General features: G+C 71.0%; 24 protein-coding genes. 9 read left to right on the top strand and 15 right to left on the bottom strand.

Annotated features, from left to right (window positions below):
* Positions 1-61 precede the first annotated feature (61 nt).
* The 3 genes from ACWEVP_RS06755 (at position 62) to ACWEVP_RS06745 (ending at position 2,892) form a co-directional block, all read left to right on the top strand.
* Positions 62-1,681, top strand: coding sequence for an alpha/beta hydrolase (locus ACWEVP_RS06755; protein WP_452061641.1), 1,620 nt, complete (start codon positions 62-64; stop codon positions 1,679-1,681).
* 113 nt (positions 1,682-1,794) lie between these two features.
* On the top strand, positions 1,795-2,067 hold the full coding sequence (locus ACWEVP_RS06750) for a helix-turn-helix domain-containing protein (RefSeq protein WP_452061640.1): 273 nt from the start codon (positions 1,795-1,797) through the stop codon (positions 2,065-2,067).
* 9 nt (positions 2,068-2,076) lie between these two features.
* On the top strand, positions 2,077-2,892 hold the full coding sequence (locus ACWEVP_RS06745) for a GNAT family N-acetyltransferase (protein WP_452061639.1): 816 nt from the start codon (positions 2,077-2,079) through the stop codon (positions 2,890-2,892).
* On the opposite strand, the gene ACWEVP_RS06740 is transcribed toward ACWEVP_RS06745, so the two are convergent.
* The 13 genes from ACWEVP_RS06740 to ACWEVP_RS06680 form a co-directional block, all read right to left on the bottom strand.
* The gene (locus tag ACWEVP_RS06740) at positions 2,889-3,467 is read right to left on the bottom strand and encodes an EndoU domain-containing protein (RefSeq protein WP_452061638.1); all 579 of its coding nucleotides are present in this window, start codon (positions 3,465-3,467) and stop codon (positions 2,889-2,891) included. The two genes, ACWEVP_RS06745 and ACWEVP_RS06740, sit on opposite strands and share 4 nt — an antisense overlap.
* A 30-nt stretch (positions 3,468-3,497) precedes the next feature.
* Positions 3,498-4,775 carry a hypothetical protein gene (locus tag ACWEVP_RS06735; RefSeq protein ID WP_452061637.1) on the bottom strand — a complete coding sequence of 426 codons (1,278 nt, stop codon included), beginning with the start codon at positions 4,773-4,775 and terminating at the stop codon, positions 3,498-3,500.
* On the bottom strand, positions 4,769-5,374 hold the full coding sequence (locus ACWEVP_RS06730) for an ABC transporter ATP-binding protein (protein WP_452061636.1): 606 nt from the start codon (positions 5,372-5,374) through the stop codon (positions 4,769-4,771). Before ACWEVP_RS06730 ends, ACWEVP_RS06735 begins: the two co-directional genes overlap by 7 nt.
* On the bottom strand, positions 5,371-6,252 hold the full coding sequence (locus tag ACWEVP_RS06725; protein ID WP_452061635.1) for an LLM class F420-dependent oxidoreductase: 882 nt from the start codon (positions 6,250-6,252) through the stop codon (positions 5,371-5,373). Before ACWEVP_RS06725 ends, ACWEVP_RS06730 begins: the two co-directional genes overlap by 4 nt.
* Before the next feature lie 14 nt (positions 6,253-6,266).
* Positions 6,267-7,109: a TIGR03621 family F420-dependent LLM class oxidoreductase gene (locus ACWEVP_RS06720; protein WP_452061634.1), complete on the bottom strand. Its 843-nt coding sequence runs from the start codon at positions 7,107-7,109 to the stop codon at positions 6,267-6,269.
* 83 nt (positions 7,110-7,192) lie between these two features.
* The gene (locus ACWEVP_RS06715) at positions 7,193-9,016 is read right to left on the bottom strand and encodes a phosphoenolpyruvate carboxykinase (GTP) (protein ID WP_452061633.1); all 1,824 of its coding nucleotides are present in this window, start codon (positions 9,014-9,016) and stop codon (positions 7,193-7,195) included.
* A 349-nt stretch (positions 9,017-9,365) separates the two neighbouring features.
* The gene (locus tag ACWEVP_RS06710) at positions 9,366-10,067 is read right to left on the bottom strand and encodes a hypothetical protein (RefSeq protein ID WP_452061632.1); all 702 of its coding nucleotides are present in this window, start codon (positions 10,065-10,067) and stop codon (positions 9,366-9,368) included.
* A gap of 105 nt (positions 10,068-10,172) precedes the next feature.
* Positions 10,173-12,011 carry a dynamin family protein gene (locus ACWEVP_RS06705; protein ID WP_452061631.1) on the bottom strand — a complete coding sequence of 613 codons (1,839 nt, stop codon included), beginning with the start codon at positions 12,009-12,011 and terminating at the stop codon, positions 10,173-10,175.
* Complete coding sequence (locus ACWEVP_RS06700; protein ID WP_452061630.1) at positions 12,008-12,394, bottom strand: nucleotide exchange factor GrpE; 387 nt, start codon at positions 12,392-12,394, stop codon at positions 12,008-12,010. Before ACWEVP_RS06700 ends, ACWEVP_RS06705 begins: the two co-directional genes overlap by 4 nt.
* An 18-nt stretch (positions 12,395-12,412) precedes the next feature.
* Positions 12,413-13,027 carry a TetR/AcrR family transcriptional regulator gene (locus ACWEVP_RS06695; protein WP_452061629.1) on the bottom strand — a complete coding sequence of 205 codons (615 nt, stop codon included), beginning with the start codon at positions 13,025-13,027 and terminating at the stop codon, positions 12,413-12,415.
* A complete protein-coding gene (locus ACWEVP_RS06690) occupies positions 13,024-13,503 on the bottom strand; it encodes a YqeB family protein (RefSeq protein ID WP_452061628.1) in 480 nt (159 codons plus the stop codon). Before ACWEVP_RS06690 ends, ACWEVP_RS06695 begins: the two co-directional genes overlap by 4 nt.
* Before the next feature lie 45 nt (positions 13,504-13,548).
* Complete coding sequence (locus ACWEVP_RS06685) at positions 13,549-14,196, bottom strand: hypothetical protein (RefSeq protein WP_452061627.1); 648 nt, start codon at positions 14,194-14,196, stop codon at positions 13,549-13,551.
* A gap of 59 nt (positions 14,197-14,255) precedes the next feature.
* Positions 14,256-15,773, bottom strand: coding sequence for a dynamin family protein (locus ACWEVP_RS06680; RefSeq protein ID WP_452061945.1), 1,518 nt, complete (start codon positions 15,771-15,773; stop codon positions 14,256-14,258).
* Positions 15,774-15,964: 191 nt separating this feature from the next.
* On the opposite strand from ACWEVP_RS06680, the gene ACWEVP_RS06675 reads away from it, so the two are divergent.
* Together ACWEVP_RS06675 and ACWEVP_RS06670 are read left to right on the top strand one after the other, a co-directional pair.
* A complete protein-coding gene (locus ACWEVP_RS06675) occupies positions 15,965-17,131 on the top strand; it encodes a sensor histidine kinase (protein ID WP_452061944.1) in 1,167 nt (388 codons plus the stop codon).
* Positions 17,128-17,784 carry a response regulator gene (locus ACWEVP_RS06670; protein WP_452061626.1) on the top strand — a complete coding sequence of 219 codons (657 nt, stop codon included), beginning with the start codon at positions 17,128-17,130 and terminating at the stop codon, positions 17,782-17,784. The genes ACWEVP_RS06675 and ACWEVP_RS06670 overlap by 4 nt, the downstream gene beginning before the upstream one ends.
* A gap of 3 nt (positions 17,785-17,787) precedes the next feature.
* On the opposite strand, the gene ACWEVP_RS06665 is transcribed toward ACWEVP_RS06670, so the two are convergent.
* Both ACWEVP_RS06665 and ACWEVP_RS06660 read right to left on the bottom strand, forming a co-directional pair.
* Positions 17,788-18,699: an SDR family NAD(P)-dependent oxidoreductase gene (locus tag ACWEVP_RS06665; RefSeq protein ID WP_452061625.1), complete on the bottom strand. Its 912-nt coding sequence runs from the start codon at positions 18,697-18,699 to the stop codon at positions 17,788-17,790.
* Positions 18,696-19,283 carry a TetR/AcrR family transcriptional regulator gene (locus ACWEVP_RS06660; RefSeq protein WP_452061624.1) on the bottom strand — a complete coding sequence of 196 codons (588 nt, stop codon included), beginning with the start codon at positions 19,281-19,283 and terminating at the stop codon, positions 18,696-18,698. The genes ACWEVP_RS06665 and ACWEVP_RS06660 overlap by 4 nt, the downstream gene beginning before the upstream one ends.
* 197 nt (positions 19,284-19,480) lie before the next feature.
* On the opposite strand from ACWEVP_RS06660, the gene ACWEVP_RS06655 reads away from it, so the two are divergent.
* The 4 genes from ACWEVP_RS06655 (at position 19,481) to ACWEVP_RS06640 (ending at position 22,944) form a co-directional block, all read left to right on the top strand.
* Positions 19,481-20,419, top strand: a complete 939-nt coding sequence (locus tag ACWEVP_RS06655) for an ABC transporter ATP-binding protein (protein ID WP_452061623.1) — start codon at positions 19,481-19,483, stop codon at positions 20,417-20,419.
* A gap of 17 nt (positions 20,420-20,436) precedes the next feature.
* Entirely contained in the window at positions 20,437-21,189 is a 753-nt protein-coding gene (locus ACWEVP_RS06650) for an ABC transporter permease (RefSeq protein WP_452061622.1), read from the top strand.
* A 91-nt stretch (positions 21,190-21,280) separates the two neighbouring features.
* Positions 21,281-22,186, top strand: coding sequence for an ABC transporter ATP-binding protein (locus ACWEVP_RS06645; RefSeq protein WP_452061621.1), 906 nt, complete (start codon positions 21,281-21,283; stop codon positions 22,184-22,186).
* The gene (locus ACWEVP_RS06640; protein WP_452061620.1) at positions 22,183-22,944 is read left to right on the top strand and encodes a hypothetical protein; all 762 of its coding nucleotides are present in this window, start codon (positions 22,183-22,185) and stop codon (positions 22,942-22,944) included. The genes ACWEVP_RS06645 and ACWEVP_RS06640 overlap by 4 nt, the downstream gene beginning before the upstream one ends.
* The last annotated feature ends 146 nt before the right edge of the window (positions 22,945-23,090 follow it).

The raw sequence follows: 23,090 nt of genomic DNA, 5'->3' as shown, positions 1-23,090 counted from the left end.
TCCACCCGGCCTATATCAATAGCCGGACTCCGCACGCGAAAACCCGATAAGGGGCAACCGTATGACACGACTCCGCTACGCGGTGGTGATCCCGGCGATCGCCGGCACCCTGCTGGCCGGGTTCACCCCTGCGTTCGCAGGCCAGGATGCCGCGGCCGGCAAGCAGCCGCTGAACTCCACGAACATCCCGGCCCAGTACGCGAACCAGAAGCTGGACTGGCACAAGTGCGCCGTCCCCGCCGAACTCCCGACGGCCCCGCCCGCGGGCGCCGAGGACATGGAGTGCGCGACCTTCAAGACGCCGCGCAACTGGTACCAGGCGAACGCCCAGATCGACCTGACCATCGCGGTCAGCAGGCTGAAGGCGACCAAGGACGCGACGGCCAGCGTCGTCACCAACCCGGGCGGCCCGGGGGCGCCCGGGCGCAACTTCCCGGCCCGCCTGCGCAACCAGCCCAAGCTGCGCGAGCACCAGGAGATCGTCGGGTTCGACCCGCGCGGCACCGGCAAGAGCACGAACATCACGTGCGGTGGCGCCATCGGCACCGGCTCGGACCTCGACCCGCGTGACCGCAGCAAGCAGAACCTGAACCTGATCCTCCAGGCGACGAAGTACGCGGCGCTGTCCTGCCAGCAGAAGTCCGGTGAGCTGGGCCCGCTGATCAACACCGACCAGACGGTCAAGGACATCGACCTGCTGCGCGTGCTGCTCGGCCGCGACAAGATCAACTGGGTCGGCTACTCGGCGGGCACCTGGATGGGCGCGCACTACGCGCAGGCCTACCCGGCGCGCACCGGCCGGTTCGTCCTCGACTCCTCGACGGAGTTCACCACGACCTGGCAGAAGTCGTTCGACTGGCAGCCGCTCGGCTTCGAGCGCCGCTGGCGGCAGGACTTCCTCCCGTGGATGGCGAAGTACGACAAGCTCTACCACTTCGGCACGACCGGCGAGGCCGCCCGCCAGACCTACGAGCAGGTCCGCTACGCCCTGACCCAGGGCGCGGTCACCCTGCCCGACGGCTCGACCGTCTCGGCCAACGGCCTGGACTCCTTCATCGCGTCTTCGATCTATTCGAAGCGGTCGTTCCCGGGTCTGGCCGACTACCTGGTCAGCGTCCGCACGCTGACCCAGGGCACCGCGTCGGCGCAGGCCAAGACGTCGGCCGCGCAGAAGGTCAAGGCCGCCGACAAGAGCAACGAAACCTCCGGCGCGCAGCCGCTGATGGTCCCGACCGACGGCGACGCCTACGACGCCTCGTTCTGGACGATCCCGTGCAACGAGGGTCCGTGGACCGGCTCGACCCAGAGCGCCATCAAGCAGTCGCAGAAGCTGATCGACCAGCAGCTGCCCCTGCTCGGCGCGGGCTGGTTCATCCAGCCGTGCCTGTTCTGGAAGCGGCCGCCGGTTCCGCTGCCGGTGCTCAACGGCAAGGGTGTCCCGCCGGTCCTGATCGTCGAGTCGGAGCACGACCCGGCGACGCCGATCGAGGGTGCGCGGCGCGCGCACAAGGCGTTCGACAACTCGCGGATGCTGACCATCACCGGTGAGGGTGACCACGGCATCTACGCCGGCGGCAACGCGGGTGTGGACAAGGTCGTGGAGGCCTACCTCGTCGACGGCGTCGTGCCGAACGACCAGAGCCTGCCCGGCATGCCACTTCCGGTGCCCGCGGGCGCCTGAGGGCACTAGATGTGGTGGGGCCCCGCCGATCTCCGGATCGGCGGGGCCTTTTCCACACCTGTGCACAGAGTTGTCCACCACCTGTGGACAACTCTGGTATTAGAATCACGGTCATGGTGCGCGTACCGCTTACGGACGAAGAGCGCGAACGGGGCGAGCGCCTCGGCCAAGCGCTGCGGACGGCGCGGGCCGGCCGGAGCATGGTCGACGTCGCCGCGGAGGCCGGGATCTCGGTCGAGACGCTCCGCAAGATCGAAACCGGGCGGATCCCGACACCGGCGTTCTTCACGGTCACGGCCATCGCGGACGCCGTGGGCCTGCCGCTGGACGAGCTGCGCGCGGCGGTCGCGGAGACGGCGTCCCCACCGCTTTCCCAGGCGAGCTGATCCCGGGACATGAGCTGGCACTTCACCGAGGACATCGACGACTTCCTCGCCCGGACCGACGACTTCCTGCGCTCGCGGCCCGCCTTGCACACCTCGCAGCTCACCCGGCTCGAGAAGCTGCGGAAGCAGGCCGAAGAGGGCACGCTCTTCGGCCGCCTGGAACAGGACGGCGAGGTCCGCGCGATCTGCTACTGCCGCTCGGAGCAACGCCTGATCCTCACCGAAGTCGACCCCGCCCAGGCCGACGCCCTCGCCGCGGACCTGGCCGGCCGTCCGCTGTGCGGAGTGACCGCGCCGGACGATTCGGCCGCCGCGTTCGCCGAGGCGTGGCAGCGGCGCACCGGCGCCGCGCCGGTACCCGGGGTGCGGGTCCGCCTCCACCGGCTCGGCATCCTCGTCCCGCCGGAGCCGATGCCGGACGGCCAGGCCTCGGACGCGCCGGACCGTGCGGAAATCGTCCGCTGGTGCAGTGAGTTCGCCACCGCGGTCGGGCAGGCGCCCTTCGCCGACGAGCGGGCGTGGGCCGCTTCGAACTTCGCCGACAAGCAGTTCACGTTCTGGGCGACCGACGTCCCCGTCGCCATGGCCGGCGCCACTCCGATGGTGGCCGGCATGGTCCGGGTCGACCCGGTCTACACTCCGGCCCGCTTCCGCGGCCGGGGCTACGCGGGCGCGGTGACGTTCGCGGTGAGCCGGGCCGCGCTGGCGGCGGGCGCGACGGACGTCGTCCTCTACACCGATCCCGCCAACGTCACCAGCAACGCCCTGTACCGGCGCCTCGGCTACCGCCCGATCGCGAACTTCACCGGGTACGACTTCGGCTAGAGCGGGCGGAGCTGGTTCAGGATGTGCTCGCGGTCGTTGAGGAACGCGCACGCCGGGACCGGCAGGTCGTAGCTGTTCAGCAGCCGCTCGAAGTCGGAGAACTCGTCCGTCGAGAAGCCGAAGCCGATCTTGACCGCGTGGGCCGCCAGGACGTCGGCCAGCTCCTCCCACTCGCCGGACCACAGCAGCGTCCGGTAGTGCGTGTAGTCCGCCGGGGACAGGCGGTCGGCCAGCTGGGTCAGGACGCTGTCGCCGAAGAAGCTGATCCGGTTCTCCTTGAGGTCGGCCACCGTCGGGTTCGCCGGGTCACGGGCGGCGTCGGGGTTTCGGACGACACCGGGACCCGCCACCGGGTACGCCGTGTGGACGTGGCCGTTCTCCTCGACCAGCACGATCAGGTGCACGTTGTACCGCTCGCCCGCGCAGCGCCAGCGGCCGTTGGGCTGGCGGCGCCGGGCCTCGCTGGGGTCGTTCGCGACGTCCTTGACCACCGAGATGATGTGCTCGTCGGTCCAGCCGGGCGGGAACTCACTGGTCGCCCGCCGCCCGACGCCCGGTGCGTGTCCGCCGCCCACCGCTGCTCCCTTCGACGCAACGAGCGTAGGTCAAACGGCGGCCGACAGCACCACGATGCCGAGCACGAGCAGGTCGGGGCCGCGGAACAGCTGGCGGGTCAGGTTGGCCGGCATCGGCCCGACCGGGGTGTCCACGAAACCCGGATTCGCGTAGTCAACGGCGGTGCGCGTGACCGTGCGCAGGATGGAGAGCACCGCCAGCGGCACGGCGAGCCACGCGCCCGACCCGAACGACGTCCCACCCGCGAGGGTGACCACCGCGAGCACGCCCGCCCAGAGCAGGCCGGTGCCGGCGAGCACCACGCCGTGGGCCAGGACGAGGTCGCGGTCCGACGACCCGAGCCAGCGGCGGCGGCCCGGGTTGCGCCACAGCTCGCCGAGCCCGGCGCCGAACGGCGTCAGCGCGACGTACGCGCCGATGCCGGCCAGCACCGCGCCCGGCAGCGTCGGCAACGCGATGTGCGCGACGACGACCGCGAAGCCGACCAGCACCGCCGCGCCCGCGTACCGCGACCGGCCGAGCGTGCCCGCCACCGCCAGCCGCAGCGGCGTCGGCCGCCGGACCGAGAGCCCGATCGGCGCGGACGGCGGGAGCAGCATCATCGGGTCGAGGAAGGTGACGGCGACCGAGCGCAGCACCCGGCCGTCCCACCCGGCGAGCAGCGCGGACCGGCCCGCGCGGGAGACCGGCTCGCCGCCGAAGGCCAGCGGCAGCGCCGCGACCAGCACGCCCGCCGCGGCGAGCTCGACGGTCACCGGGCCGAGACCGAACGCGGCGATCGCCAGCCCGAAGACCGCCAGCACCAGCGGGCCGGACGCGTCCGACCGCAACGCCGTCCGACGTGCGGAAGCGAACGCGACCACCGCGGTCGCGGCGACGACGGCGACGCCCGCGCGCCACTGGTCCAGCCCGGCGCCGCCGACCGCGAGCAGCAACGCGGCCAGGTAGCCGGTCACCGCGACGACGCCGGTCCAGGCGCCGAGCAGCCGCAGCGTGACGACGCGGCCGCGGTCCACCGGCGCGAAGTCGAGCCAGGTCAGCTCCGCTGGTTCGACCCAGGCGAACCCGCGGCGCAGCAGGCCGCGCCAGCCCACCGCGCAGCAGAGCGTGAGCAGGCCGAGCACCGCCGGGAAGTTCACGTCCGCCGAGCCGTAGACGGCCTGGCGCCAGCCGTCGACGTGGAAGAACGCGGTGAACAGGAACCCGAAGGCGAACAGGAAGAGGAACGACGCCGAGTCGCCGCTGAAGATCCCGCCGAACCGCTTGCGGCCCGGGATCCGCATCCGGCGAGGCGTCAGAGTCACCACAGCTCGAGCGTGCTGTCCGCGGCTTCCAGCAGCGGCGGGTGGTGCGTCGCCACCACGACCGCCGCGCCGGCCGCCGTCGACCGGGCGATCAGCTCGACCAGCCACTCCTTGCCCTCGACGTCCAGCGCGCGCTCGGGCTCGTCGAGGAGCAGCAGCTGGTGCGGCCGCGCGGTGACGCCGAGCAGGAGCAGCCGGCGGCGCTGCCCCGCGGAGAAGTGCCCGGACGTGACGCGCATGCGGTCGCCGAGTCCCGCGTCGCGCAGCAGTTCCTCGTGGTCGCCGAGGTCGGCGCCGAACGAGCCGGACAGCAGTTCCAGGTGCTGCAGCGGCGTCAGCTCGGCGAAGAAGTCCGAGTCGTCGAACAGCACGGACACCTTGCGGCGGAACTCGACGTCCCGTTCGTCCGGCGCCTTGCCGTCGACGAGCACACGCCCCCGCTGCGGCTTCTGCATGCCGTAGAAGCAGCGCATCAACGTCGACTTGCCGACCCCGTTCGGCCCGACGATCGCGGCGCACTCGCCGGGGTCGACGGAGAAGTCCAGGTCGTCGAACAGCCACAGTTCGCCGGCCCGGACCCCGATGCCCCGCGCGTCGATCATCGGAGGTGCTCGAGCACCGGGGCGAACTCGTCGAGGAACATCTCGAGGATGGTGAAGTAGGTGAAGCCCCACCGCTCCCGGTGCCCGCGGAGCTGGTCGGCGATCTGCGCCGGCGTGCCGACGAGCGCGATCGGCAGCTCGCCGATCTGCTCGGCGCTCATCCCGCCCGGGACGAGCCGCTCGAGCTCGGCCAGGCCGGCCGCGCGGTCGTTCGTCACCTTCACGAACTGGCAGAGCAGGTTGAACTCCACTTCGGACGCGCGCTCGCCGAGCTTCCCCCGGACGAACGCCACCCGCTCGTCGACGTCCGCGGGGGTTCCCAACGCGATGGGCGCGCCGTCCGGCGTCTTCGCCGTGCCGGTGAAGCCGATGATGTCGGCGTGCTCGACGGCCAGGCCGAGCACGCGGTCGCCGCGGCCGCCGAGCAGCAGCGGCGGACCTTGGGGGCGAACGGGCGCTGGCTTGTGCTCGGGGTCGGCGTACAGCCGCTTCAGCTCGAGGATCGTGCGTTCGAGGTGGTCGACGCGCTCGCCGGCGGACGGGAACGGCATCCCGGCCGCTTCGAACTCCGCCTTGACGTACCCGGCGCCGAGCCCCAGCTCCAGCCGGCCGTCGGTGAACTGGTCGGTGCCCGTGACGTCCCGGGCCAGCAGCACCGGGTTGTAGAAGGGCGCGTTGAGCACGAACGTGTTCAGCTTGACGCGGGAAGTGGCCTCGCCGGCCAGCACCAGCGACGGGAACGGCGTGGCCATGCCGAGGTGGTCGGCGACGGACAGCACGTCGTAGCCGAGGTCCTCGACCCGGCGGCACTTCTCGACCCACGCGGTGCGGCTGTCCGGAACCACCATGTTGACGCCGAAGCGGAAATCCCCAGTCATGATCCCCAAAATACTCACCGCAGTTTTTCGATCACCGGCGCCAGCCGCGTCAGGTCGTCTTCGAGCACCGTGAAGTAGCTGATGCCGAACGTCTCGCGGGTGCGCAGCAGCTGTTCGGCGACGGCTTCGGCGGACCCGGCGAGGACGGTCGGGAGGTCGCCCAGCTCGTCGACGCCGAGGTGCGGCACGAGCCGGTGCGCCGCTTCGAGCGCCGTCCGCCGGTCACCGGTGATCCGGACGACGTGGACCATCAGGTTGAGCTCGGCGTCGCGGCCGCCGAGCGCCCGGTTCGCGAATCCGATGCGCTCGGCGAGCGCGGCGGGACCGGCCAAGGCCAGCCGCCCTTCGGCCGCGCCGGGCGCGGTGCCGGTGAAGGCGATGGTGTCGGCGTGCTCGGCGGCGAAGGTCAGCATGCGGTCGCCGCGGCCACCGAGCAGCAGCGGCGGGTGGGGGCGGCCCTCGAAGGCGCGCCCGATCTCGGCGACCGCGCGGACGACCCGCTCGTACCGCTGCCCGGGCGTGCCCCACTCGATCCCGGCGGCCTCGAACTCGGCGCGGACGTACCCGGCGCCGATGCCGACCTCGAGGCGGCCGCCGGTGAACTCGTCGAGCCCGGCGAGATCGCGGGCCAGCAGCACCGGGTTGTGGAAGCTCGCGTTGAGCACGTAGGTGTTCAGCCGGACCCGCTCGGTGGCCTCCGCGGCGAGCAGCAGCGCGGGCACCGGCGCGGCCCGCCCGAGGTGGTCGACCACGCCGACGACGTCGTATCCCAGATCCTCGGCCTGGCGGCATTTCGCCACCCACTCGGCGCGTGAGCCCGGCACGTACATCGCGACGCCGAAGCGGAACGGTCTCATGTTCGTGAAACTACCCCGGAAAAGGTAGAAGGGGACGCCTCCCGGATGCGGCCGGAAGGCGTCCCCTTCTGTCTCGGGGAGCTTTACGCGAGGCGCTGGGCCAAGGCGTCGAGCTCGTCACGCAGCGACGTCGGGACCTTGTCGCCGATCTTCTCGAACCACTCCTCGATCAGCGGCAGCTCCTCGCGCCACTCCTCGGGCTTGACGTCCAGGGCGGCCTGGATGTCCTCGATCGGCTCGGTCAGGCCCTCGGTGTCGAGGTCCTCGGCGCGCGGCACGAAGCCGACAGGCGTCTCGACGGCGTTGCCCTTGCCCTCGACGCGCTCGATGACCCACTTCAGGATCCGCGAGTTCTCGCCGAAGCCCGGCCACAGGAAGCGGCCGTCGTCGCCGCGGCGGAACCAGTTGACGTAGAAGATCTTCGGCAGCTTGTTCGCGTCGGCGTTCTTGCCCAGGTTCAGCCAGTGCTTGAAGTAGTCACCGGCGTGGTAGCCGAGGAACGGCAGCATCGCCATCGGGTCGCGGCGCACGTTGCCCACCGCGCCGGCCGCCGCGGCGGTGGTTTCCGACGACATCGTGGCGCCCATGAAGACGCCGTGCTGCCAGTCGCGGGCCTCGTTCACCAGCGGGACCGTCGTCTTGCGGCGGCCGCCGAACAGGATCGCCGAGATCGGCACGCCCTTCGGGTCGTCCCACTCGTCGGCGAGGATCGGGCACTGCGACATCGGCGTGCAGTAACGCGAGTTCGGGTGGGCGGCCTTCTCGTCCGAGTCGGGCGTCCAGTCCTGGCCCTTCCACGAGGTGGCGTGCTCGGGCTTGTTCTCCATGCCCTCCCACCAGATGTCGCCGTCGTCGGTCAGGGCGACGTTCGTGAAGACCGTGTTGCCCTTCTCGATCGTGCGCATGGCGTTCGGGTTGGTGTGCCAGTCGGTGCCCGGCGCGACGCCGAAGAAGCCGAACTCGGGGTTGACCGCGTAGAGGCGGCCGTCTTCGCCGAAGCGCATCCACGCGATGTCGTCACCGAGGGTCTCGGCGCGCCAGCCCGGGATGGTCGGCTGCAGCATGGCGAGGTTCGTCTTGCCGCAGGCGCTCGGGAACGCGGCCGCCACGTAGTGGACCTTGTCCTCGGGCGAGATCAGCTTGAGGATCAGCATGTGCTCGGCGAGCCAGCCCTCGTCGCGGGCCATCACCGAAGCGATGCGCAGCGAGTAGCACTTCTTGCCCAGCAGCGAGTTGCCGCCGTAGCCCGAGCCGTAGCTCCAGATCGCGCGTTCCTCGGGGAAGTGCGAAATGTACTTCGTTTCGTTGCAGGGCCAGGAAACGTCCTTCTGGCCCGGCTCGAGCGGGGCGCCGACCGAGTGCAGGGCGGGCACGAATTCACGCTCGGTGCCGTCGGGCGCGATGAACTTGTCGAGGGCCGCCTTACCCGCGCGGGTCATCACGCGCATCGAAGCGACAACGTAGGCGAAATCGGTGATTTCGATACCCAGCTTGGGGTTCTCGTCACCGAGCGGGCCCATGCAGAAGGGGATGACGTACATCGTGCGGCCGCGCATCGAGCCCCGGAAGAGCTCGGTCATGGTGGCCTTCATCTCGGCCGGGTCCATCCAGTTGTTCGTCGGCCCGGCGTCCTCGGGGCGCTCCGAACAGATGAAGGTGCGGTCCTCGACGCGGGCGACGTCGTTCGGGTCGGAAGTGGCCCAGAAGGAGTTGGGCTTGGACTTGAGCTGCACGAACGTGCCGGCCTCGACCAGTTCCTGGTTGATCCGGGCGGCTTCTTCGTCGGACCCGTCGACCCACACCACGCGGTCCGGGGTGGTCAGCTCGGCGACCTCCCGGACGAAGGACAGCACGCCAGTGTGCGTCGTCGGCGCGGTGTCCAGTCCGGGGATGGCGACTGCGGTCATCTCTACTCCTGACTTCCGACGACAAAAGAGCCCACACCGGAACGACGCTGTTCCGGCGCGGGCCACATTGCCGACGACCGAATGGCTTCGCGCACCGGCTGGCGAACCGGTGTGCGTGATTTGGGATTTCCCGAGAGTAGCCGCATGACCGGCAAGTAACCGAGAGCTGACGTGTAGGTTCTCTCACAAGAACGATAAGGGAATCGATTCAGACGTCACTTGATCGGTGTATTAGCTGAAAATCTTCCGGTGCGCTGGCTCACAGCTGTGACCTGGTCGTTTTCATTGACGACATGAAGAAAGCCCGAGGCCGGAGCCTCGGGCTTTCAAACTATGACCTGAGTCACGTTCAGTTCGGCGAAATCCACTGACCCGTGCCGGAGTCGATGCGCGCGACGCCCTCCAGCGTCTGCGTGCCGGCGCCGCCCCATTCGGCGTCGCCCGCCGGGTCACCCTCGCCGCCGGCGTCCATCAGTCCACTCGAGACCTCGGTCCACTGGCCCGGTCCGGTGTGCTCGAACGTCGTGGTCGTGCCGTCCGCGTCGGTCTGCACGGCGATGTCCGCTTCGCCGTCGCCGTCCTTGTCGGTGAAGGCGATCGTGCCGCCGCTCTTCGTCTCGACGATCGCGGTGTCGTTGTGGCCGTCGTGGTCGGTGTCGATGGTCGCGGCACCCGCGTCGACCTCGCCGTCCGGCATGTCCGCGTGGATGTGGCCACCGGAGCTGTCGTCGTGACCGCTCGTGCCGGAGTCGTCGTGGCCGCCCCCGGAGGCCTCGACCCACTGGCCGCTGGCCTCGTCGTAGACGGCCTGCTCGACGACCTTGCCGTTCTCGTCCAGTACGGCGTACTGGTCGGCCTCACCGTCGTGGTTCGTGTCGATGAAGGCCTGGGCGGTGCCGTCGTCGTGCTCGACGATCGCGGTGTCGTTGACGCCGTCGTCGTTCACGTCGTAGTTGACCTCGGCCTGGTACTCCTGGCCGTCGACGTGGACGGTCATCGCGTTCGTACCGCTCGCGTCGGTGTCGCTGCCGCCGCTCTCGTCGACCCACATGGGAACTGCCCCCTTAGAACCGGGTACCGCCGTCTCTGACCTGCTGTCGGAAGGTATGACTCACCGTAGGCCCGTTCGGTTCCGCTCCACAACCGGACGCTTCGGTCAGGCCGTCTTGTCCCGGAGGGCCCGGATGCGGGTCAAGAAAGCTTCGGCCCGGTCTCGGCCTTCGGAAACCTCTTTGAGCCGCTTCGCCACGATGGCGATCTTCTTGGCGCGTTCCTGGGCGCCCATCTTGATCGTCTTGTCGACTTCCTTCAGCTCGGCCTCGATGGCGTCGATGCGCCGGCCCAGCGCCTCGTCCAGGGCCATCGACAGCTGCTGCTCGGCCTCGATGAGCTGCTCGGCGACGAGCTGGTCGAGCGTGGAGCGGGCGTCCGCGATGGCCTCGACCAGCCACTGCTTCATGTGCTGCTTGTCGGCCGCGTGCTTGCGGGTGCGGGCCATCCACCAGCCGGCGCCCAGGCCGATGATGATCGTGGCGGGCAGCACGACGGGGTTGAGGATCGCGACGCCTGCCAGCGGCAGCGCGGCCACCTTGCCCGCCCCGACGCCGCCGGAGATGCCCATGAAGACGAGCAGCTTGTCCTCGGCCGTCGGCGGCTTCTTGTCCGGCGGGCGCAGCACCACCGGCGGGCCGCCGGCCCGGGCGAACTGCGCGCGGATGACGTCGAGCTCGTCGGGGGAGAACAGCTCCGACAGCGAGACGTTGGTGACCTGGTTCAGGCGTTGCGAGAGCAGCATCGAGATCCGCTGCGACGTCGTCTGCAGCGCGATGTCGACCTGCTGCGGCAGCGCGGCCAGCTCGTCGCGCTTCGCACCGTCGATCAGCTGGCGGAAGTGGGTCTGCGCGTCCCGCATCTGCCTGCTGCTCTCGTGCCCGACCTCGACGCGGGTGCGCTGGACCTCGCCGCGCAGCTTCAGCTGCCAGCCGCGGGTCGACGTCCGGCGCTCGGCCTGCAGCTGGTCACGGCGTTCGCGCAGCTGCTCGGCCTCGGCCTCGCCCGCGGACAGCGCCCGGCTCTCGGCCTGCAGCTTCGCCTTCAGTTCGCCGAGCGCGCTGGAGAGCGCACGCAGCGTGTTCGCCTCGCCGAGCATGGCCGAACGGCCGACGAGGAGCTCCTGCAAGGCCATCTGGACCGCGGCGACGCCGGACTTCTCCCGCAGCATCGCGGCCATCTGCTCGTTCGGCGCCTTCGCGGCCGTCTCGAACATCCGGGCCGACACCGGGTGGAACACGGCGTCGGCGAACCGGGGCGCGTGCTCGCGCAGCAGCTGCTTGTCGGCCTCCATGACCTCACGCCAGCCGCGGAACATGTCCACCTTGGTCAGCGCGAACACCACGGTCTCGACGCGCTCGCCGACGTCGCGCAGGAACTGCAGCTCGGTCGAGGTGAACGGCGCCGAGGCGTCGACGACGAACAGGAGCGCGGTCGCGCCCGCGGCGGCTTCCTTGGCGAGCTCGCCGTGCAGCGAGTCGAGCCCGCCGACGCCCGGCGTGTCGACCAGCGAAAGCCGTTCCAGCAGCGGCACCGGCCCGGTGACCTCGACGTACCGCGGCGGGATCTGCCCCGGCGGCAGCTCGTGCGCGGCCGACACCCAGTTGATCAGCTGGCCGAGGTCGATCGGGACCGGCGCCAGCTGGCCGGGGTAGCAGGCCTGCGCGCCCCACGCGTCGGCGTGGTCGAACACGAGGTAGGTGGCGGTGGCGACATCGGCGTCCACAGGGGACAGTCCCGGCCGCGCGAGCAGCGCGTTGACCAGCGAGCTCTTGCCGCGGTTCGTCTCGCCGACGACCACCACCGACGGCTTCTTCGGCCGGGCCCTGCGGACCTCTTCGACCCACTTCGCGGCGTCCGGGTCGGCGTCGCGGACGACGGTCAGCAGCTGGTCGCGGGCCGCCTGGACCTGCGCGGGCAGGCTCGGCGCGGTCGGTGCGCTCACTGGTTCTTCTTCGCGTAGACGGTGACGATCGGGGCACGCAGCAGCCGGTCGTGGTCGGCGAAGCCGGTGACCTCGGTCTCGGCGACGACGCCGTCGAGCGCGGGGTCGTCGGTCGGGACCGCGCCGCCGGCCTCGTGGCGGGCCGGGTCGAACCGCTCGCCGTCCGGCCGCAGGGCCTGCACCCCGATCGCGGCCAGCCCTTCTTCCAGGCGTTCGACGACGCCGCCGCTGCGGGCGCGGTCCAGTGCGTAGAGGCACATCTGGATCAGTGCCTGGCGATCCGCGAGTGCGCGCTCGAGATCGGTCACCTGCTGCAAGGGGTGCACATCGGTGTCCGACGCGGTGGGCCCGCCGTCGGTTCCGTCCTTGCGAAACCACGCCATGCGGACAGTCTGTCGGACTCACGCACCTTCCGGGAGCGAAACCGGACGAAGGAACCGGATCAGGATCGTCCGGAGGATCGCCTGTTCGGCCGCGAGATCGAGGCCGGGGTCGAGGCTCGCCCGCGAAATGATCGCGTCGAGCAGGCCGGCGACCCAGCCGGCGGCCGCGCGCGAAGGGAGGCCGGGGTCGATCAGGCCGGCGTCGACGGCCCGGTCGACCAGGACGGCCAAGCCGTCGCGCAGGGCGCTGTCGTTGCGGTGGATCAGCTGGGCGAACTCGTCGTCGCGGGCGGCCTGCGCGGCGGCCTCCAGGACGAGCCGGCCGACCGCGGGGTGGGCGAGCTGGCCGGCCAGCTCGGCGACGACGTCGAGCAGCGCGGCCCACGGGTCGTCGGCCCGCGCGGCGGTTTCGAGCCGCGCGGCCGTATCGACGGCGTCGTCGGTGAAGATCGCCGTGAACACCGCGCGCTTGTTCGGGAAGTAGTGGAAGAGGCTGCCGGAGCTGATGCCCGCGGCCCGGCAGATGTCCGCGGTCGTCGTCCGCTCGAAGCCCTTCTCGGCGAAGCAGCCCGCGGCGGCGTCGACGATCGAAGCGCGCTTGGCCGCGTGCTTGGCCGGGTCGACGGTCCTCATCGCTCGACCGGCGGTTCGTCGCGCCAGGGGTAGCCGTGCTCGGCGAAGGCGGGCGCCAGTTCGTGGTTGCGCAGATCGGTCTTCTCGCGGGCGATCTCACGGCCGTCGGTGGTGCGCAGGACGAGCTCCTTGCCGTCGAGGTAGACGGCTTCGAGGTCGGCCTCGATGCGCCGCGTCTTGTCGCCGCGGACGAGCGTGACGCGGGTCGGCGACACCGTGACGACCAGCCGTTCGACCGCCCAGACCACGGCGAACACCAGCCCGAGCACGAGCCCGCCGGCGACCGCGGCGAGCGTCGCCCACGGCTGGGGCAGCTTCGTGAGCACCTTGAACACGCCCTGGAACGGGAAGGCGTCCAGGCCGCTGACCCACGCGGCGATGGCCCACACGCCCACGCCGAGCGCGCCGCCGAGCAGCGGGCAGCCGATCCAGGACGCGGTGCGCAGCCACGATGGCTCGTCGACGGTCGTCTCCATGCCGCCTATTATTAGACCGCGCGCTCGGTTTATGAAAGCCGGGGCTCAGACGAGCTGGTCGATCACCTCGCGGAGCACGGCTTCGAGGCCGGGGCCGTCCTCGGCGAGCCGAGACGAGACGAGCAGCTGGTCCTCGGCCGTGCGCAGCCAGATCGACCCGGCGACGGAGATCTCGATGACGTTCAGCCGGAACGGGTACGCGCGGCGGCCCAGCCGGACCTCGGCCTCGCGCACCAGCTGGCCGAGGCGTTCGCCGGCGACGATCTGCCGCCGGTAGAAGCCGGGCGCCCACGGCGTCCCGCCGGCCGGCTCGCCCGCGCCGCGCAGGGCGGGCCCGCGCGCGTTGGCGAAGTGCCGCGCCGCGGCCGGGCCGAAGAACTCGAGCGCCTGCCGGATCGCCGAGCCCTGCGCGAGCGCGGGCCTGCCGTAGCGGGTGCGCGTGCTGCGCGGGTCCGGGTCCTCGCGGTTGCGCAGGAAGGCCAGCAGGTCGACCCACCAGTCGGCCCACTGCGCCTGGACGGCCGCGCGGTCGATCTCGGGTGGGACGTGCACCGGGACCTGCGGCTCCACGGGCGGCAGCACCTGTCCTTCGGAAACGGACAGCGCGAGGGCGTCACGGATGTACAGCGCGACGTCGATCTCGTTCTCGCTGCTCCAGCTCGCTCGCCACGATGTCGTGTTTTCTAGGCGCACGAGTCAACAGTACGCGGGAAAACGCGCTCACCAGGCGAAGTCGGCAAGCAGAAACAAACTCAGGTTTCGCGGACCTGTTGCCAGATCAAGAAGTACGCCCGGTGGACGACGTGCGCGACGCGGCTCTGCGCGGGCGTAGCCCCGAAGGACGCGAAGGACCGCCACCACCCCGCGCGCTCGAGCGCGTGGGCGGCGAGGTCCGGCCGGGGCGCGCCGGGCTTGCCGAGCTGGGCCCCGATGTCGGCGTTGCTGCCGACGCGCAGGACCTCCTCGGCCAGGTCTTCCGGCATGTCGACCGCGCCGGAGGCGACCAGCGTCAGCGCTTCGAGCAGCCGCAGCTGGTGGGCCTCGGGCTTGGCGAGCAGCACCTCGATGGCGTCGTGGACGCGCTGGCGTTCGGCCGGGTCGCCGGAGGCGTGCGCGAGCGCGGTGACCGACGCGAGCGCGGCGGCCGCCTTGATGCCGTCGGCGCGGGCGGCGAACACGATCGACAGGCGCTGCCGCACGGCTTCGAGGCCGGACGCGTCGAGCAGCGACCGCCGCAGCGCACCCGCCGTGATCTCCGGTTCCTTGCGGATGACCTCGACGGCGTGGGAGACGCCGAACAGGTCGAGCTTCTCCAGCAGCCGCAGCCGGGTGCCCGACGGGACGTCGCACTCCCAGGTCGTGAAGATGTCGGCCGAGATCAGCATGGTCTGCAGGATGTCGTCGTCGAGGTCGGCGAGCTGCCGCAGCGCCTCGGCGTCGGCGGAGGTGAACCCGCCCGACTCGGCGGACTCGGCGATCAGCCCGATCACCGGCAGCACGTCGGCCACGCGCGGCTTCAGCGTCGACGCCTGCTTCTCCGCGAGCAGCGTCGCGGCCTTCCAGACGTCGCCGTCCGCGCCGTCGACCGACTCCGGCGCGATGGTGTCGGCCTTGTTCAGCACGGCGATGGCGTTGACCGGGCCGGCCTCGCGGCTCGCGGTGGCCGCGGTGAAGGCGGCGAGGGCCTGCTGGTCGTCGGCGCGGACGCCCTGGGTCACGACGTAGAGCACGGCTTCGGCGCCGGCGACGGCGTTGCGCGAGGTGTCGTCGAGCTCGTCGGAGCCCTCTTCGTCTTCTTCGTCCTTGCGGTGCCTCGCCGCGCCCAGCAGCTGCTCGGTCCGCGACACCGAAGCGGCGTCGAGCGAGCCGAGGCCCGGGGTGTCGATCACCGTCATGCCCTGCAGGACGGCGTTGGTCAGGTACGCCTCGATGTGCGACACCTTTTCGATGTCGACGCCCAGCTCGGCCGGGATCGACCCGTCGGCGGCGAAGGGGAGCACCTGCTTGCGGCCGTCGGTGAAGACGATCTCGACGCGGTCGACCGTGCCGTACTGGAACCGGGTCACCAGCCGGGTGCACTCGCCGATGTCCGTCGGCGCGACCCGGCGCCCGATCAGCGCGTTGACCAGCGTCGACTTGCCCGACTTGATCCGCCCGGCGACCGCCACCTGCAGTGGCGCGCCGAGCCGGCGCAGCACTTCGGCGAAGCCGGCCGCGGTGCGCGCGGAGACCTGCGACTGCAGCCGGTGGCACAGGTTGGCCACCGACATCGACAGCGGTCCCGCGAGCCGGCCCTGCTCCGGTGACGTCACGGCCCCCAGCCCTCCCGGTCGTAGGCGACAACCCCGTGAATCGTGCCATGCACGTCATCCCCGGGTCGCACCGAAGGTGGTACCGGCGACCGACGCGCGATCCCGCGGCCGGGACCTAGTGTTGTCTGGTGCGACGGCTGAGCCTCTGGATGCGTGCCCACCCCATGGCGGGCGACACGGTGCTCGCCGTCCTGCTGGGCTTGGTCGACCTGCTGCTGTTCGTCGCCGACCAGTTCGCCGAGCTGCCGGAGCTGCCGCCCTGGTACGTCGCCGTGCCGATCAACATCGCGATGGTCGCGCCGCTGGTGTTCCGCCGGCGGTCGCCGCTGTGGTCGGCCTACGCCGTGCTGGTGATCAGCATCGTGCACGCGACGCTGATGCTCGGCATCGGCAGCGCCGCCGGGCTCGCGATGAGCATCTATTCGGTCGTCGTCTACGCCGGGCGACGGCAGGGGCTGATCTTCGTCGGCGCGGTGATCGTCTCCTCGGCCGTGCAGCTGGCGCTGGAGCCGCCGGACGACGAGCTCGTCATCGCGATCCTGTTCCTCGCGTTCGGCATCGCGCTGTGCTGGACGCTCGGCGAGTTCGTCGGCGCCCGGCGCGCCTACGACGTGGAAGTGGAGGCCAGGTTGCACCTGCTCGAGACCGAACGGGACCAGGCCACCCGGATCGCGGTGGCCGAGGAACGCGGGCGGATCGCGCGCGAGCTGCACGACGTCGTCGCGCACGCGGTGAGCGTCATGGTGGTGCAGGCCGACGGCGCGTCCTACGCGATCGAAAGCAACCCCGAGCTCGCCCAACGGGCCCTGCAAACGATTTCCGAGACCGGCCGCGGCGCGCTCGGCGAGCTGCGGCGCCTGCTCGACGTCCTCCGCAGCGACGACGCCGACGGCGAACCCCGCGTCCCGCAGCCGGACGCGCACGCCATCGCCGACCTGGCCGAGCGGATGCGCACCGCCGGGGTGCCGGTCGAACTGGAGACCGACGACCTCGGCGACCTGCCCGCCGGCGTCTCGCTCGGGATCTACCGGATCGTGCAGGAGTCGCTGACCAACACGCTCAAGCACGCCGGCCGCGGCGCGACCGCGGCGGTGCGGGTGCACCGGACCGGCGACGTGGTGGAGGTGCTGGTGTCCGACGACGGCGCCGGGCGCGTCCCGCAGCTGGCCGGTTCCGCGCAGCGCCTGCCGGGCGGCAACGGCTTGATCGGCATGCGCGAACGCGCGCACGTGTACGGCGGGACGCTCGACGTGGGCCCCGCTCCGGGCGGTGGGTGGCAGGTCCGCGCGGCCCTGCCGGTTAGGTTGGACAAGTGATCCGGGTGGTGGTCGTCGACGACCAGGAACTGATGCGCGTCGGGTTCCGGATGGTGCTGGGCGCGCAGGCCGACATCGACGTCGTCGGCGAGGCGGGCGACGGCGCGCAGGCCATCAAGATGGCCGAAGAACTGCGCCCCGACGTCGTGCTGATGGACGTCCGGATGCCGGTGCTCGACGGCGTCGAGGCGACCAAGCGGATCGTCGCGGCCGGCACCGCGCGCGTGCTCGTGATGACGACGTTCGACCTCGACGAGTACGTCTACGCGGCGCTGCAGGGTGGCGCGAGCGGGTTCCTGCTCAAGGACACCCAGCCCGGCCACCTCGTGTCGGCGCTGCGAGCGGTCGCCTCGGGCGACGCGGTGGTGTCGCCCTCGGTGACCCGCCGGCTGCTCGACCGCTTCGTCGGCACCGGCGGCGCCCCGATGCGCGACACCGCGGAGCTGGACGTGCTGACCGACCGCGAGCGCGAGGTCCTCGTGCTGATCGCGAAGGGCATGTCGAACCTGGAGATCGCGGAGGCGCTGTTCCTCTCGGAGGCGACGGTGAAGACGCACGTCGGGCGGATCCTGGCGAAGCTGGAGCTGCGGGACCGGGTGCAGGCCGTGGTGCTGGCCTACGAAACCGGTCTCGCCCGCCCCGGCCTCGGCTGAACGTCAGCGGAAGTCGTCCGGCGGGGTGGTCGCCGGGTCCTTGCCCGCGTTGCGGACTTCGGTGAGCCAGCGGCCGAAGTCCGGGCGGTCGCCGTCGATGTCCGTGTAGCCGTACTCCTTCATCAAGGTCCAGGAAGCGAGCGTCTGGCCGGCGAAGCGGGACACCGAGGGGTCCTGTGCCAGGGCCGCCACGCCGCGGGCGAGCAGGTACGGCGTCTCGGAGATCTTGAAGTCGACCGGGGCGAGCTTGCCGACCGCGTCGCGCCAGTTGTCCTCGGTCACCTCGAAGTGGTCGAGCATCGACTCCGAGCGCAGGAAGCCCGGTGTCACCGCCAGGCCGACGCAGTCGTTCTTCTTCAGCTCCACGCCGAGAGCCCGGCCGAGCGCGCGGATGCCGCACTTCGCCAGGTAGTAGGGCAGGCCCGCGCCGACGTAGTCGTCGTTGTCGCCGTCGGTCACCTCGAGCACCAGGCCCCGGCGCGCGACCACCAGCGGCAGCAGCTTGTGCAGCGCGATCAGGTGCGTGTCGAGCGCGTTGTGCGTCAGGTTCAGCGCGTCTTCCAGCGGCGTCTCCCAGAACGGCGCGTCGAAGTGGAAGTACATGTCACCGCCCCAGACGTCGTCGACCAGGATGTCGATTCCGTCCACTTCGGACTCGATGCGCGCCTTCAGTGCGTCCACATCGGACTGGGAAGAGAAGTCGCAGCGGACGACCACCGCTTTGCCGCCGGCCGCTTCGACCAGTTCGCCCGTCTCTTCGATCGTTTCGGGGCGCTTCAGCGGCGACGACGTCTCGCGCGTCGTGCGGCCGGTGACGTACACCGTCGCGCCCGCGCGGCCCAGCTCCACCGCGATCGCCCGCCCGCAGCCGCGGGTCGCCCCGGTGACCACGGCGACCTTGCCCGCCAAGCTCATGAATCCTCCTGTCCCCGCCACGCGGTCAAAACCGCGTCGACGTCCTCCGCCAGCCGGTCGGCCAGCCGCCCGTGCGGCCGGATCGACCAGTCGATCGACACCCCGTTGATCACGTCCAGCACGACCCGGGCCGCCCGCGGCACGCTCGGCGCGCGCGGCAACGACGAGGCCGCCGCCCGCACCAGCCGCCGCAGTTCTTCCTCGACCGCCGTGAAGTGCTCGCCCAGCAGCGCCCGCAGCACCGGGTCGCCGATGTCCACGCCGAGCTGGCCCAGGTGGTTCGCCGCCTCTTCGGCGTCACCCAGCAGGGCGTAGACCGCGACCGCCGCGGCGCGCAGGCCGTCGACCGGGTCGTCCGCCCGCTCGGCGCACTCCCGCATCTGCTCGACCGCCCGCCGCGTGGCCCGCCGGCTCATCGCCTGCAGCAGACCGCTCTTCGACCCGAACCGCTGCGCGACCGTGCCGACCGAAACCCCGGCCTCCGCGGCCACCTGCGCCAGCGTGAAACCGGGGCCGCAGCGGCCGATCACGGTCTCCGCCGCACCCAGCAGCCGCTCGTCGGTGATGCTCCTCGGCCGGGCCATGTCATTATTGAACCACAGTTCATTAATGACGTCGAATCAGGGTCGTCTCAGGGTCATCACGGATCGCGCATCGGCCGAAGAGCCAGCAAGGTACTACTCAGGTAGGGGGCGCGGTTCGGTCTCCAGGGTGACGCGCGAACCGGCTCCGACCCGCGACGATGAACACGTCGTAAGCGAGGGGCGGAAGAGGAGCAGCCATGATCGAGGCAACCGGCCTCACCAAGCGGTACGGGAAAACGCTGGCGGTGAACAACCTGTCGTTCTCCGTGTCCGCGGGTCAGGTCACCGGCTTCCTCGGCCCGAACGGGGCGGGCAAGTCCACCACCATGCGGATGATCCTGGGCCTGGACAACCCGACGGGCGGCCAGGTCACCATCGGGGGCAAGAAGTACCACGAACTCAAGGAACCGCTACGCACGGTCGGCGCGCTGCTCGACGCGAAGTGGGTGCACCCGAACCGCTCGGCGCGCGCCCACCTGCTGTGGATGGCGAAGTCCAACCGCATCCCGGCGAGCCGCGTCGACGAGGTGCTCGAGACCGTCGGCCTGACCAGTGTCGCGGGCAAGCGCGCCGGCGGGTTCTCGCTCGGCATGTCGCAGCGGCTCGGCATCGCGGCCGCCCTCCTGGGCGACCCGGAAGTGCTGCTGTTCGACGAGCCGGTGAACGGCCTGGACCCGGAGGGCATCCTCTGGATCCGGAAGTTCATGCACCGCCTGGCCGAGGAAGGCCGCACGGTCTTCGTGTCGAGCCACCTGCTTTCGGAGATGGCGCTGACCGCGAGCAACCTCGTGGTGATCGGGCGGGGACAGCTGATCTCGCAGTCCTCCACCGAGGACTTCGTCTCCCGCGCCGCGGAGAACACCGTCAAGGTCCGTTCGCCGCAGCTGGCCGAGATGCGCGACGCCCTGCAGCGGGCCAGCGCCGGGGTCGTCGAAGAAGCCAACGCGCTCGTGGTGTCCGGGATGGACAGCGACAAGATCGGCGAGATCGCCGCCGCGAACCGGATCGTGCTGCACGAGCTGAGCCCGCAGACCGGCTCGCTGGAGCAGGCCTTCATGCAGATCACCGGCGACTCCGTCGAGTACCACACCGGCCTCGAAGCCGAGGCGCAGCACGTGCTCGAGTCCGCCAAGTAACCGGGGAACCCAAGACCATGAACCTGCTCGCAGTCGAACGCATCAAGCTGTTCAGCACCCGATCGCCGTGGTGGTGCGCGCTCATCACCCTGGCCCTGACCATCGGCTTCGCCGCCATCATCGCCGGCGCGTCGCCCGCCGACGAGCCGCTCTCGGTGGCCGCCACCCAGTTCGGCGGCTCCCAGTTCGGCATCGCCGTCGTCATGGTGCTCGCCGCCCTCGCGGTGACCACCGAATACCGCTTCAACACCATCCGCACGACGTTCCAGGCGGTGCCGCACCGCTCGCCGGCGCTGGTCGCGAAAGCGATCGTCGTCGCGCTGGTCGCGCTGGTCATCGGCGAGATCGCCGCGTTCGGCGCCTGGGGCCTCGGCCTGCTCATGCGGCCGAACGACAACCTGGGCCTGCACACCTCGCAGGACTGGCTGAACGTCGCGGGCCTCGGCCCGGTGTTCGCCCTCAGCGCCGTGCTCGCCGTCGCGCTCGGGATCCTCATCCGGCACAGCGCCGGTGCCATCGCACTGCTGCTCATCTACTACTTGGCCGTGGAAGAGCTGGTGCAGCTGATCCCGAAGATCGGGCACACCATCCACGAGTGGCTGCCGTTCAACGTGGCGAACAAGTTCCTGCGCGGCTCAGCCGTCGGGGGCGACGGCCCGCCGGTGTCGGACTCGCCGCTGAGCCCAGGCTGGGCGCTGGCGTACTTCGCCGGCATCGCGATCGTGTTCCTGCTCGTCGCACTCGGGGTTGCGAAGAAGCGGGACGCATAAGGGGGGAACAAGGGGATAAAGGGGAAAACGGGAATCCGGGTCGCGCTGTCGGGGGGCGACCCGGATTCCCGTTTCTCGGTACGCTCCCGGGGTGATCGAAGCGAACGCGCTGACCAAGCGGTACGGCGCCACGACCGCGGTCAACGAGCTGACGTTCACCGCGCGGTCGGGCCGCGTCACCGGCTTCCTCGGGCCGAACGGCGCCGGCAAGTCCACGACCATGCGGCTGGTCCTCGGCCTCGACACCCCGGACGCGGGCACGGTCCTCGTCGACGGTGTCCCGTACCGGGAGCTGAAAGATCCACTCAGGACGGTCGGCGCCATGCTGGACGCCACCTGGCGCCACCCCGGGCGCAGCGGGCGCGACCACCTGCGCTGGCTGGCCGCGACCAACGGCATCCCCGAGAAGCGCGTCGACGAGGTGCTCGCGCTGGTCGGCTTGACCAGCGCCGAGGGCCGCCGCGCCGGGCAGTACTCGCTCGGCATGCTGCAGCGGCTCGGCATCGCGGCCACGCTGCTCGGCGACCCGCGCGTGCTGCTGTTCGACGAGCCGGTGAACGGCCTCGACCCCGAGGGCATGGCCTGGATCCGCCGGCTGCTGCACGCGCTGGCCGCCGAGGGCCGGACCGTCTTCGTCTCCAGCCACCTGCTGCCCGAGATGGCGCAGACCGCCCAGGACCTGGTCGTGATCGGCCGGGGCAGGCTGATCTACCAGGGCACGATGGACGACTTCGTCGCGAAGACGAGCGAGCACGGCGTGCGCGTGCGCACCCCGCACGCCGACGAGCTGCGGGCCGCGCTGACCGGGCAGGCCGAGTTCACCGAGTCCGACGGCGCCTTCGTGGTGTCCGGTTTGGACAGTGACCGGATCGGCCAGCTGGCCTTCGACGCCGGGGCCACGCTGCACGAGCTGAGCCCGATCACCGGCTCCCTGGAGCAGGCCTACCTCGACCTCACCCACGAGGCCACCGAGTTCACCGCGGGAGCCGGCCGATGACCACCACCGCCAACCTGCTGCGCGCCGAGCGCATCAAGCTCTTCAGCACCCGGGCGCCGTGGTGGTGCCTGCTGCTCGCGCTGGCCGCGCCGCTCGGCTTCACGGCGCTGTTCTTCGCGCTGGCCGGGCCCGAGATCCCGCCGACGGTCGGCAACACCCAGCTCGCGAGCGGCAACGGCCGGACCGTGCTGGTCGTCCTCGCGATCCTCGCGACGGCGTCGGAGTTCAACTGGGGGACGATGCGGCTGACGTTCCAGGCCGTGCCGAGCCGGGTGCCCGCGCTGCTGGCGAAGGTGGCCGTCGTCGGCGCGGTCGGCGCCGTCCTCGGGCTGCTCGTCGGCTTCGGTTCGTGGGGCATGGCGACGGTCGTGGCGCCGGACGCCGACCTCGCGCTGCACTCGGGCGCCGAATGGCGTTCGGTGCTCGGGCAGAGCCTGGTCTTCCTGCTCGCCGCGGTCGCCGGCGTCGGCGTCGCCCTGCTGCTGCGCAGTGTCGCCTTCGGGCTGACGGTGGTGCTCGTCTGGACGCAGGTGCTCGAGGGCGTGGTGATCTTCATCCCGGGCGTCGGCAAGCACCTCTACCAGTGGATGCCGTTCCACGCGGCCGACCAGTTCGTCGGCGCCGGCGGGATCGGCGCGGGACCGGTGCAGCTGCCGGCCGCCCCGCTCGGGCCGTGGGGGTACCTCGGTTACTTCGCGGCGATCTGCGTTGCACTGTTCGTGGCCGGGGTCATCACGACGGCACGCCGCGACGCCTGAGCGTGACGGCGCTGTCAATACCGCAAAAATTCGTGTTAACAAAAGATGAAGAGGCTGTGGCTTCTCTCACAGGCACCGGACATACTGCTATGACCAGGCAATATTCGTAAGTGAGCACCGGACCCGTCTGCGCTCCCCTGGAGGTG

Source organism: Amycolatopsis sp. NPDC003865 (assembly GCF_053605345.1).
The sequence above is the reverse complement of the archived record's forward strand: the minus strand, read 5'-3'. Positions and strand labels throughout refer to the sequence as shown.

Bases quoted from the DNA above. Each gene is read 5' to 3' on its own strand.
- ACWEVP_RS06750 (WP_452061640.1), top strand. From the start codon at position 1,795: ATGGTGCGCGTACCGCTTACGGACGAAGAGCGCGAACGGGGCGAGCGC.
- ACWEVP_RS06640 (WP_452061620.1), top strand. From the start codon at position 22,183: ATGACCACCACCGCCAACCTGCTGCGCGCCGAGCGCATCAAGCTCTTC.
- ACWEVP_RS06700 (WP_452061630.1), bottom strand. From the start codon at position 12,394: ATGGCGTGGTTTCGCAAGGACGGAACCGACGGCGGGCCCACCGCGTCG.
- ACWEVP_RS06655 (WP_452061623.1), top strand. From the start codon at position 19,481: ATGATCGAGGCAACCGGCCTCACCAAGCGGTACGGGAAAACGCTGGCG.
- ACWEVP_RS06650 (WP_452061622.1), top strand. From the start codon at position 20,437: ATGAACCTGCTCGCAGTCGAACGCATCAAGCTGTTCAGCACCCGATCG.
- ACWEVP_RS06725 (WP_452061635.1), bottom strand. From the start codon at position 6,252: ATGACTGGGGATTTCCGCTTCGGCGTCAACATGGTGGTTCCGGACAGC.
- ACWEVP_RS06680 (WP_452061945.1), bottom strand. From the start codon at position 15,773: ATGTCGGTGGCCAACCTGTGCCACCGGCTGCAGTCGCAGGTCTCCGCG.
- ACWEVP_RS06715 (WP_452061633.1), bottom strand. From the start codon at position 9,016: ATGACCGCAGTCGCCATCCCCGGACTGGACACCGCGCCGACGACGCAC.
- ACWEVP_RS06730 (WP_452061636.1), bottom strand. From the start codon at position 5,374: ATGATCGACGCGCGGGGCATCGGGGTCCGGGCCGGCGAACTGTGGCTG.
- ACWEVP_RS06745 (WP_452061639.1), top strand. From the start codon at position 2,077: ATGAGCTGGCACTTCACCGAGGACATCGACGACTTCCTCGCCCGGACC.
- ACWEVP_RS06690 (WP_452061628.1), bottom strand. From the start codon at position 13,503: ATGGAGACGACCGTCGACGAGCCATCGTGGCTGCGCACCGCGTCCTGG.
- ACWEVP_RS06755 (WP_452061641.1), top strand. From the start codon at position 62: ATGACACGACTCCGCTACGCGGTGGTGATCCCGGCGATCGCCGGCACC.
- ACWEVP_RS06720 (WP_452061634.1), bottom strand. From the start codon at position 7,109: ATGAGACCGTTCCGCTTCGGCGTCGCGATGTACGTGCCGGGCTCACGC.
- ACWEVP_RS06665 (WP_452061625.1), bottom strand. From the start codon at position 18,699: ATGAGCTTGGCGGGCAAGGTCGCCGTGGTCACCGGGGCGACCCGCGGC.
- ACWEVP_RS06710 (WP_452061632.1), bottom strand. From the start codon at position 10,067: ATGTGGGTCGACGAGAGCGGCGGCAGCGACACCGACGCGAGCGGTACG.
- ACWEVP_RS06675 (WP_452061944.1), top strand. From the start codon at position 15,965: ATGCGTGCCCACCCCATGGCGGGCGACACGGTGCTCGCCGTCCTGCTG.
- ACWEVP_RS06695 (WP_452061629.1), bottom strand. From the start codon at position 13,027: ATGAGGACCGTCGACCCGGCCAAGCACGCGGCCAAGCGCGCTTCGATC.
- ACWEVP_RS06660 (WP_452061624.1), bottom strand. From the start codon at position 19,283: ATGGCCCGGCCGAGGAGCATCACCGACGAGCGGCTGCTGGGTGCGGCG.